The organism is Streptomyces sp. Da 82-17, from assembly GCF_046098215.1.
Taxonomy (GTDB): domain Bacteria; phylum Actinomycetota; class Actinomycetes; order Streptomycetales; family Streptomycetaceae; genus Streptomyces.
Map to the genome: position 1 here is coordinate 219,185 of NZ_JBJURH010000011.1, position 10,284 is coordinate 229,468.

Genomic DNA, 10,284 nt, shown 5'->3' on the forward strand with positions numbered 1-10,284 from the left:
GAGTGTGTCGTACGACGGAGGGACAGCCGACGTGAAGATCCGCCCGTTCGCGGTCGAGCAGTGGATGAACCAATACGAGGAGACCTGCCGGTACAACCTCGCCGAGACCTGCGTCCGGTCCCTGACCGTCGGCGAGCTGCTCGACCTGACCGGCCGCCGCGCCGAGTTCCACGCCGAACTCGAAGCGCTCCCGCTCACCTACGGCCCCATCCCCGGCAGCCCCCGCCTGCGCGCCCTCGTCGCCGGGCTCTACGCGGACCAGGGGCCGGACAACGTGCTGATCACGCACGGCGCGGTCGGCGCCAACGCGCTCGTGCACGCCACCCTCGTCGAGCCCGGCGACCACGTCGTCGCCGTCGTCCCCACGTATCAGCAGCACTACTCCATCCCCGACAGCATCGGCGCCCGCGTCGACCTGCTGCCGCTGCGCGAGGCCGACGGCTGGCTGCCCGACCTCGACGCGCTCGACCGGCTCGTCACCGACGAGACCAAGCTCATCGCCGTCAACAACCCCAACAACCCGACCGGCGCGCTCATCGACGAGGCCGGGCTCCGCCGGATCGCCGACATCGCCCGCCGCGCCGGCGCCTGGCTGCTCTGCGACGAGGTCTACCGGGGCACCGACCAGACCGGCGACGGCTTCACCGCCTCCGTCGCCGACCTGTACGAGCGCGGCATCTCCACCGGCGGCATGTCCAAGCCCTACTCCCTGGCAGGGCTGCGCCTCGGCTGGATCACCGGCCCCGCCGAGCTCCTCGAAGCCGTCGCCACGCACCGCGACTACACCACCATCAGCGTCGGCCGCGTCGACGACCTCCTCGCCTGCCTCGCCCTGGAGCACAAGGACGCGATCCTCGCCCGCGCCCACGCCCTCACCCGCGCCAACCTCGCCGTCCTGGACGCCTGGGTCGAGGGCCGCGACGACGTCTCGTACGTCCGGCCCGCCTCCGGCACGACCGCGCTGCTCCGCTACCGACTGCCCCTCGGCTCCTACGAGTTCTGCACCCGGCTCCTGGAGCGGACCGGCGTGATGTTCACCCCCGGCGCGGCCTTCGACATCGAGCACACCGTCCGCATCGGCTTCGCCGACGACCCGGAGACGCTCCGTACGGGGCTCGAGTCGGTCGGGAAGTTCCTCGACGGGCAGGCGGCGGACGGGGGTTGAGGGCCGGGGCATCCGGCCGTCGGGCGCTCGGCTCCTCCGAACCGGTGAGGGTGCGGATAAAGGGTGACGGGCCTGGACAGCGTGACGGCATGATGACCGATGTACCGCAGTCCATGACCAGCGCGGCCGCCGCCGCGCTCGACCGTCACGCAGCCGGAGGCCTGGGCGCCCGGATGGGATCGCGGCTCTGGGTCGAGTTCGCCCACCAGGACGCGAGCGTCGTCCTGCGCGCCATGGCCGACTACCTCGACCGCTGCACGGACACCCCCACCGCCATCACCCTCGACCTCACCGACCGCCCCGCCGCCGAGCACGACCCGGACGTCACGCACTACGACGAGGTGGAATGGACCGGAACGCTGTACGTGGACGTGCTCGACGCCGACGGGCAGGACGGCCCGGAGGGTGACGGCGGTACGGCCGGGGTGTGAAAGTGAGCGCATGCAGGAACCGCAGCTCACCGCCCCTCTCTCCGACGCCGGGCCGCTCTCCGGCGCCGAGTCTCCCTCCGGCCGCCGACCCGACCCCCGCACGGCCGCCCGTGCCGTCGTCGCCGAGCGGCACCCCGACGCGCGTGCCGCGTTCCTCGCCGGCAGCGTCCTGACCGAACGGCGCACCGCCCGCTCGGACCTGGACGTCGTCGTGCTCCTCGACGGCCCGCCCGCCCCGTACCGGGAGAGCCTGCTGCACGAGGGCTGGCCGGTCGAGCTGTTCGTGCACACCGTCGACACCTGGCGGGACTACACGACCCGGGAGATCGCCCAGCGCCGCTCGGCCCTCCTGTTCATGTGCGCCGACGGCACGCCGATCCTCGACGCCGACGGCACCGGCGCCGAAATCGCCGCCCGGGCGCAGGAGTTGGCCGCCGCCGGGCCGCCCCGCGCCACTCGCCAGGAGCTGGACGACCGCCGCTACGCCCTCACCGACCTGCTCGACGACCTCGAAGGCGACCCGCCGCCCGCCGAACGCCTCTTCGTCGTCACGCACATCGCCGGCGCCACGGCCGAGTTGGCTCTGCTGCTCGACGGCGCCTGGCTGGGCGGCGGCAAGTGGCTGCCCCGCCGCCTGGCCGCCATCCGCCCCGCGCTGCCCGGCCGACTCGAAGCGGCGGTACGGGCCGCGCTCACCGGAGACGACGGCGGCACGGCCCGGCTCACCCGCCTCGTCGACGAGGTGCTCGACGAGGCCGGAGGCCGACTCTGGGCCGGGTATCGGAGGAGCGGGACCGGCGAGACCCGCAAATCCAGGCATTAGCACCGGAAATACGGGATACGGTGCTGATGTGCCGATCACAGGGCCGATCACGGGGGAGGACATGGCGCCGGGAACAGCACGGGGGACGGGACCGGGGACCGCGCTGCTGCTCGCGGCGGCCCCCGTCGGCAAGAGCGCGCTGGTCGACGCGGCGGGCGTGCTGCCCGCGCTCGCCGCCGTGCCGCCGAGCACGCTGACGGGCACCGAGGCCGCGACCGTCGTCGAACTCGCCGACCCCGCCGACCCGCAGACCGTCCTCACCCGCATCCGGGCCGCGGCCGCCGCACCCGGGCCGCTCACCGTCCTGCTCGCCGGGCAGCTGCACGTCGACGGCAAACAGCACCGGCTCCACCTCGCGCTCGCCCGCACGACCCCGGCCACCGTGCGGTACACGGCCCTGCCCTGGCACTGGCTGGAGACCGAACTCGCCGTGCGTGCGCCCGGGGGGACGACGGTCGTCGCCGACCTGGTCGCCGGTGCCGGGGCGTGGGAGCAACTCCGGGCGGGGGAGGGCCTCCCGGCCGGAGTTCCCCCGTACGGGCTGGGCCTTCCCGGTGTGCGGATGTACGGGCGGGTCGCCCCGCCGCCGCCCCGGCGCCGGCTCGCGCAGCCCGCCTACCTGAAGGCGCTCGCCGCGCTGTGGCGCAGCGGCAGCCGTGCGCCGCTCGGGCAGCTGCACGAACAGATCGTGAACCAGGGGGAGTTCGGGGAGTCGCTGCTGCTCGCCGCCGAGGGGGGCGCCCCGGCGAGCGCCGTCGTCCCGCCGCCCCGCCCGGACGTGCCGCCGTACGCCGCTCCCGCAGCGCCCCCGGCGGCGGGGGAGGAGGACCCGCTGCCCGCGATCCTCGCCGCCGCGCACGCCGGCCGGCACAGCGAGGCGGCCACGCTCGCCGCGATGTGGGAGGGCCGGGCGTTGCGCACCCACGGCGCAGGCTCGGCGCAGGCCGTGCACTGGCTGGAGGTACGGGCCGACCTCGCGCGGCTCGACGGCGACGCGGCCCGCAGCTGCGAACTCTGGATGGCCGCCGCCGAGGCCCGCCTCACCCGGCGGGAGGCGCCGGACGACCCGCTCGTGGAAGCCGCCGTCGACCGCGCCCACCACCAGTGGCAGCAGGTCGAGGAGCCCCGCCGCGCCCTCCAGCTCGGCGCACTCCTCGCGGCGTTGCGCCGCCACGTGCCGGGCCGGCGCTCCGGCGCGGCCGACGCCGTCGAGCAGCGGCTGCACCACCTGCGGACGACACGGACGGCCCGCCCGGCGCCCTGAGCGGCCCGGGCCGGTCGGGCGGCCCCGGGCCGCTCAGGCCTCCAGCCACTCCACGTACCACTCCCGGAACCCCGACGACAGCGGCACGAATCCGCCCCAGTCCGTGTCGATCCGCCACACCTCACCCGCGTACCGGCCCGTGAGGACCAGCCGGTCGTAGATCCCGCAGCCCTGGTCGGCCAACACCAGGGTGCCCGGGGTGAGTTCGTCCGCGGCGGCGCCGCGGCGGCCCGGCTGCGGGCCGGGCAGGGGCGCGTCGAGCGGGAAGCGTGCCGCCGCCCGGCCGGGAAGCCGGTCCGTGGCCCACTCGTCGTCCACGGCCCAGCCGTCCTCCTCGGTCGCCTCCGGGCGCGGAACGGCGAGCGGCAGCAACCCGTGCCCGGGACCGGCCGGGCCGTCGCCCACCCGGGCCACGAACTCCCGGTACTCGGGCGGGAGTTGAACGCCGAGGCGCGCCTCGAACGCCCCGATGTCCGCCTCGGCCGGCGCGGGCGACAGCGCGTACCGGTGCGTGGCCGCCCCGAACCGCTCGCACGCGGGGTCCCGCTCGGCCAGCTCCCGCAGCCGGGCCCGTACGTCGCTGCTGTTCCACTCCGTCACCCGACGACGGTAACCGGCCCGCGCGACCGCGACGGCCTGCGGTCGGCTCTTGACGGCGGGGCAGGTGCCGCTGTTTGATCAGCCCTATTGGGCAGGCGGCCAATAAAGCTGGCGCCGTCGATGCCCGGAGTTCTTGGGAGGACCCTTGGCGAGCACGGACCTCGATGCCCACGCCGACGCCCGGCCTGCCGCGCCCCCGGCCGGGGACGTCGGCGCCGACCGGGCCGGGCGGCTCGAAGCGCACGGCATCGACCACATCCCGGAGGGCGAACGGCACGGCCGGCCCCGGGAGCTGTTCGCCGTGTGGGCCGCGCCCAACGTCAGCTATCTGAGCCTGGTCGTCGGCGCCGCGCTGATCCTCATGGGCCTCACCCTCGGCCAGGCCCTCACCGTGATCGTCGCCGGGAACCTGCTGTGGGCCCTCACCGGCGTCCTCGCCGTCAGCGGCCCGGCGGCCGGCACCACGGGCTCGGTGATCTCCCGCGCGATGTACGGGGTCGTCGGCAACAAGGCCGTCGTCGCCGTCACCGGCTGGCTGATCTCCGCCGCCTACCTGGCCCTCAACTGGTCCGCCGCCTCCGTCGCGGGCATCGGCCTCGCCGGACAGCTCGGCGCGCCCGCCTCACCCGTGCTCGACGCCGCGATCATCTGCGCCGTCGCCGCGGCCACCCTGGTCGTCAGCGTCTACGGGCACGCGACCATCGTCCGCCTCTACGCGGTGCTCAGCGTCGTCCTCGCAGTCGTCTTCGTCGTCGTCAGCGGGTACGTCCTGGCGCACGCCGACTGGTCGTACCGCCCGGCCGATGCGCTGCACGGGGCCGAGCTGTGGGTCGCGCTCGCCGGCGGCTTCGCGATCGTCGCGTCGACACCGCTCTCGTACAGCAACAGCCCGGACCTGGCCCGCTATCTGCCGCGCGACAGCAAGCCGTTCGCCGTCGCCGGGTGGACCGCGCTCGGGGCGTTCGTGCCGAGCGTGCTGTTCACCGGGATCGGCGCGCTCGCCGCCACCACCCTCGACATGACCGACCCGCAGCGGGCCCTCGAAGGGATCCTGCCCGGCTGGTTCGTGCCCGTCTTCGTCGTCGCCGTCGTCCTCAACACCGTCTGCAACAACGGCCTGACCGCGTACAGCGCCGGGCTCTCGCTGCAGTCCATCGGCGTGCGCATCGGCCGCGTCCCGGCGGTCCTCGTCATCGGCGTCCTCGCCACCGCCATGACGCTGTACGCCCTGCTGGTCTTCGACTTCCTCACCAGCGTCAACACCATGCTGGAGCTCGTCGTCGTGATCACCGCCCCGGCCGTCGGCGTGTACGTCGCCGACATCTGCCTCCGCCGCAACCGCTACGACGGCCCCCGCCTCCTCGACGAACGCCGCGGCGGGCCCTTCTGGTACGAAGGGGGCGTGCACCGGGCCGGCGTCGCGGCCTTCGTCGCCGGTGCGGGCGCGGCGCTGCTCTGCGTCAGCACCACGTTCTGGGCCGGGCCCGTCGCCTCCCGCCTCGGCGACGCCAACCTGTCCGTCCCGGCCGGACTCCTCGTCGCGGCGGCGGCGTACGTGCTCCTCGCCCGGCGCGCCCGACCCGCGTCCGCCTGACGCACCCTGACGCACCCTCAACCCACCGACCCCAGAAGGCAGTTCATGCAAGCCGATGTCCTCGTCCGCGTGGCGCACGTGGAGAACCTGGACGACCACCCCGAAGACGACCACGCCGACCTGCCCGGCGCACCCCGGCTGGTCGCCGTGCGGGACGGGCGGATCCTCGCCGTCGGCGGCGAGGAGGTCGCCGCCGCCCACCAAGGGCCCGACACCCGCGTCCACGACTTCCCGGACGGCGTCCTGCTGCCCGGCCTCACCGACGCTCACGCCCACCCCGTCTGGGGCTCCATCGAGATCGGCAGCGGCATCGACCTGTCCGGCGCCGACAGCCTCGAAGCCGTACTCGACCTCGTCGCCGCAGCCCTCGAAGACCGGCCCGACGACGCCTGGGTCACCGGCTACGACCTCGACCTGAACCACTTCGACGGCACGCCGAGCGGGGCCGTCCTCGGCGAGCGCTTCCCCGGCCGGGCCGTGTCCCTCATGACGGTCGACGCGCACGCCCTCGTCGTCAGCCCCCGCGTCGTCGAACTCGCCGGGCTCACCGGACGCGAGACGTTCGCCGACAAGTCGTCCGTCGAGGTCGACGCCGACGGCCGCCCCACCGGCTACATCCTCGAACTCCAGGCCATGGACCTGGTCTTCGCCCACTACCCGGAGATCGACGACGACACGGCCGCCGCGTACGTCCTGACGCAGCTCCGGCACCTCGCCGCCTGCGGCCTCACCGGACTGCACGCCCTGGACTTCACCGACCCGAGCGAGCGGGTCTACCGCAGCATCGAGGTCGACGGCGAACTCCCGCTCCGCATCCGCTGCTCCCCGCTCGTCCCCGCCGACTCCGGCCCCGCCGCCTGGGAACGGGCGGCACGGCTGCAGGGCAGGCGCGGCCGACGGTGGTACGTCGACGGCGTGAAGTTCATGCTCGACGGCACCGCCGACCACGGCACCGCCTGGTTCGAGCAGCCCGACTGCCACGGCGAGAACGACACCGCCCTGTGGCGCGACGTCGACGCGTACCGCCGGGCCGTGCACTTCTTCGCCGCACGCGGCATCGCCACCGCCACGCACGCCATCGGCGACCGGGCCGTCCGCGTCGCCCTCGACGCGATCGCGGAGACCAAGGCCGTGGCCGTGCCGCGTGCCCCGCACCGCATCGAGCACCTCGAATCCCTCCCCGACGACCTGCTGCCGCGCTTCGCCGAACTCGACGTCGTCGCAAGCCTCCAGCCCGCCCACGGCACCCGGCACACCCGCGCCGACGGGACCGACAACTGGTCCCGGCGGATCGGCCCCGAGCGTGCCGCCCGCGGCTGGCGCACCCGTGACCTGCTCGACCACGGCGCCTGCGTCGCCCTCGGCTCGGACTGGCCGATCGGACCCGGCGACCCGCGCACCGCCCTCGCCGACGCCCAGCTCCGCCGCCCCGTCGACGAGCCCGGCACCCCGCCCGTGCAGCCCGGGCAGGCGCTCACCGCACGGGAGGCGTACGCCGCGATGACCCGGGCCACCGCGCGGGCCGCCGGACGCCCCGGCGACCTCGGCCGGGTGGCGCCCGGACAGCTCGCCGACTTCACCGTGCTCGCCGCGAACCCGCTGCACCTCGACCCGGAGGCGCAGGCCGCCAACCCGGTCCTCGCGACGGCCGTCGGCGGCGACGTCCAGTACCACTCCGACCCGCACGTCCCGCACGACACCTCCGACCCGCACCCCTCGCACGACACCTCCGACCCGCACGTCCCGTACGACTCCCACGCCCGCGAAGGACGCCCGTGACCAGCCCCGCACCCGACAGCAACGCCCGCCCCGCCGCCACCTTCAGCCCCGCCGACCGCCTGCACGTCGCCGTCGACCACGCCGACCCCTTCCGGCGCGGCGCCGCACGCGGTGAGCAGCTGCGCGCGACCCTGCCCGGCGGCATCGCCGAGTACGACCGCTTCTTCGACCTCGGCGGCATAGCCCCGCAGCAGGTGCGTGACGACGCCGAGCGCGCCCTCGACGCCGTCGGCGCGTTCCGGCCGCACGCCCGCACCGAGATCGAGGGCATCGCGCACGGCGCCGGCGTCGACGCCTGGCGGATCGCCGCGCTCAACGCCCGTACGGAGATCCTCGCCCGCAGCACGACCGTGCCGCCCGGCGAGTGCTCGACGCTGGTGCGCCGCGTGCGGGACGCCGAGAGCGGCGCGGTCCGCACGTTCGGCGTCCAGACCTGGGACTGGCACGTCGAGCTGAACCCGTACTGGCACACCCTCGAATCCCGGGGCGGCGCCCACGACTTCGTCGGCCTCACCGAGCACGGCATCCTCGCCAAGATCGGCGTCAACGACGCGGGCCTCGCCCTGCACTTCAACATCCTCGGCCACCGCGCGGACGGCGTCGGCGGCGTGCCCATGCACGTGCTCGCCGCCGTCGTCCTCCAGGAGGCGGGCAGCGTACGGGAGGCGCTGGAGATCGTCCGCAGCGCGCCGGTGCAGTCGTCCGGCTCCTTCACGCTGTTCGACCCGGACGAGGCCGTGCTGCTCGACCTCAGCCCCGACGGCGTCTTCCCGCTGGACCCCGAGCACGGCACCCTCGTCCGCACCAACCACTTCCTCACGCCCACCCCCGCCGCCCGGGAGAAGACCTGGCTCTACCAGCCGGACTCGGGGGAGCGCTACGAGCTGATCCGACGCCGCCTGGCCGAGTACGGGCCGCCCGCAGGGCCCGACGAGCTGGTGCCGTTCCTGCGGTCCGGCCCGGGCGAGGCCGCCCTCACCTGTGTCCCCGACATGTCTTTGCCGCAGGGGCAGCGCTGGGCCGGGCTCGCGACCGTCGTCCTGGAACCTGCCGCGCGCACGGCCCGTGTCCTGGACGGCACGCCGGTCGACGCGGAGAAGCGGCCGTGGCGGCGCCTCATGGCGTAGACGTGGAACCGCGCAGTCCGCTGCACGCCTCTATCCGTATTACTGACGCGTCAGTACGGTGCTGCCAACCCCCCATCCCCACAGGAGAGTTGGGAGAGCCGCATGACGTCAGTGTTACGCAGGCGACCACTGGCCGCGGGTGCGGTCCTCGCGGCGGCGGTGCTCGGCATCCCCGGGCCCGCCGCCGCGCAGGCCACGACACCCGAGGCCCCCGACGCCACCCAGGCCGCGCAGCAGCCCGAGGCCAAGTCCAAGCCCAAGGCCAATCCCAAGGCCAAGGCCAAGTCCAAGGCGAAGTCCGCCCCCGGGGAGCTGCTCGGCTCGGAGCCGTCGTCCTTCCAGTACACGCCGGGCGTGCCCACCCCCACCAAGGCCTGGAAGATCAGCTACCGCTCCACCGCCGCCGACGGGAAGCCCAACACCGTCACCGGCACGGTCATCGTCCCCGACGACGGCAAGACCACACCGCGCCCGCTCATCACGTACGCCGTGGGCACGGTCGGGCTCGGTGACAAGTGCGCGCCGTCCGCCGGGTTCCCGGGCGGTACGACGGCGGAGGCGCCGCTCGTCAACGCCGCGCTGGTCCGCGGCTACGCCGTCGTCGTCACCGACTACGAGGGCCTCGGCACCCCCGGCGACCACACGTACATGGTCGCCGCCGCCCAGGGCAGCGCCGTCCTCGACGCGGCCCGCGCGGCCCAACGGCACCCGGAGGCCCAGAAGTTCGGGGTCAGCGGGGACGCGCCGGTCGGCATCATGGGCTACTCGCAGGGCGGCGGCGCCAGCGCCAAGGCCGCGGAGATGGCCGCCTCGTACGCGCCCGAGCTGAAGGTCAAGGGCACGGCCAGCGGGGGCGTCCCGGCCGACCTCGCGAAGGTCGCCGAGTCCCTCGAGGGCGGGGACAGTGCGGGCTACCTGCTGATGTCGGCCGTCGGGCAGAACGCGGCGAAGCCCGACCTGAAGCTGGACTCGTACCTCAACGACGAGGGCCGCAAGCTCGCCGAGGTCGTCCGCAACGAGTGCGTGGGCACCGTCCTGGAGGCGGGGCGCGGCAAGACGATCGAGGACGTCACCACCTCCAACCCGCTCGACCGCCCCGAGTGGCAGCAGGCCATCGCCGAGCAGCTCATCGGGACCGTGCGGCCGTCGGCGCCGGTGTTCCTGTACCACGGGGACGCGGACGAGACGATCCCGTACGCGGTCGGCCAGAAGCTGCGCGCGGACTGGTGCGGGCAGGGACACGCGGTGGAGTGGAAGACGTTCCCCGGCCAGTCCCACGTGGGCACCGCGATCCAGGGCAACGGCCCGGCCCTCGAATGGCTCGGCCGGCGCTTCGCGGACCAGCCGAGCACGGGCAACTGCGGTACGTAGGTCTTCGGGGCGGGTCCGTTCCATGAGCGCCGGAGGGGCTGATCGCCGGCCCCTCCGGCGCTCGGCCGACAATCCCCCCGTCCCCCGTCCCCCGTCCCCCGTCCCCCGTCCCTCGCCCCTCACAGCCCCG

Annotated in this window: 9 protein-coding genes; 8 read left to right on the forward strand and 1 reads right to left on the reverse strand. The window is 74.7% G+C overall.

Annotated elements, in window-relative coordinates:
• The first annotated feature begins 31 nt into the window (after positions 1-31).
• The 4 genes from ACIDOF_RS21000 (at position 32) to ACIDOF_RS21015 (ending at position 3,683) form a co-directional block, all read left to right on the forward strand.
• Entirely contained in the window at positions 32-1,165 is a 1,134-nt protein-coding gene (locus ACIDOF_RS21000; RefSeq protein WP_409007500.1) for an aminotransferase, read from the forward strand.
• A gap of 89 nt (positions 1,166-1,254) precedes the next feature.
• Entirely contained in the window at positions 1,255-1,596 is a 342-nt protein-coding gene (locus ACIDOF_RS21005) for a hypothetical protein (RefSeq protein ID WP_409007501.1), read from the forward strand.
• A 10-nt stretch (positions 1,597-1,606) separates the two neighbouring features.
• Positions 1,607-2,419, forward strand: coding sequence for a nucleotidyltransferase domain-containing protein (locus ACIDOF_RS21010; protein WP_409007502.1), 813 nt, complete (start codon positions 1,607-1,609; stop codon positions 2,417-2,419).
• A gap of 28 nt (positions 2,420-2,447) precedes the next feature.
• A complete protein-coding gene (locus ACIDOF_RS21015; RefSeq protein ID WP_409007503.1) occupies positions 2,448-3,683 on the forward strand; it encodes a hypothetical protein in 1,236 nt (411 codons plus the stop codon).
• Positions 3,684-3,716: 33 nt separating this feature from the next.
• Here ACIDOF_RS21015 and ACIDOF_RS21020 read toward each other — a convergent pair whose 3' ends face one another.
• A complete protein-coding gene (locus ACIDOF_RS21020; protein ID WP_409007504.1) occupies positions 3,717-4,283 on the reverse strand; it encodes an SMI1/KNR4 family protein in 567 nt (188 codons plus the stop codon).
• A 145-nt stretch (positions 4,284-4,428) separates the two neighbouring features.
• Between ACIDOF_RS21020 and ACIDOF_RS21025 the strand changes: the two genes are divergently transcribed.
• From ACIDOF_RS21025 to ACIDOF_RS21040, 4 genes are all read left to right on the forward strand, one after another.
• Positions 4,429-5,877 (forward strand): purine-cytosine permease family protein, encoded by a 1,449-nt coding sequence (locus ACIDOF_RS21025; protein WP_409007505.1) that lies wholly within the window; start codon positions 4,429-4,431, stop codon positions 5,875-5,877.
• A 45-nt stretch (positions 5,878-5,922) separates the two neighbouring features.
• On the forward strand, positions 5,923-7,656 hold the full coding sequence (locus ACIDOF_RS21030) for an amidohydrolase (protein ID WP_409007506.1): 1,734 nt from the start codon (positions 5,923-5,925) through the stop codon (positions 7,654-7,656).
• Positions 7,653-8,783: a C45 family autoproteolytic acyltransferase/hydolase gene (locus ACIDOF_RS21035; protein WP_409007507.1), complete on the forward strand. Its 1,131-nt coding sequence runs from the start codon at positions 7,653-7,655 to the stop codon at positions 8,781-8,783. Before ACIDOF_RS21030 ends, ACIDOF_RS21035 begins: the two co-directional genes overlap by 4 nt.
• Positions 8,784-8,885: 102 nt before the next feature.
• Positions 8,886-10,154, forward strand: coding sequence for a lipase family protein (locus ACIDOF_RS21040; protein WP_409007508.1), 1,269 nt, complete (start codon positions 8,886-8,888; stop codon positions 10,152-10,154).
• The last annotated feature ends 130 nt before the right edge of the window (positions 10,155-10,284 follow it).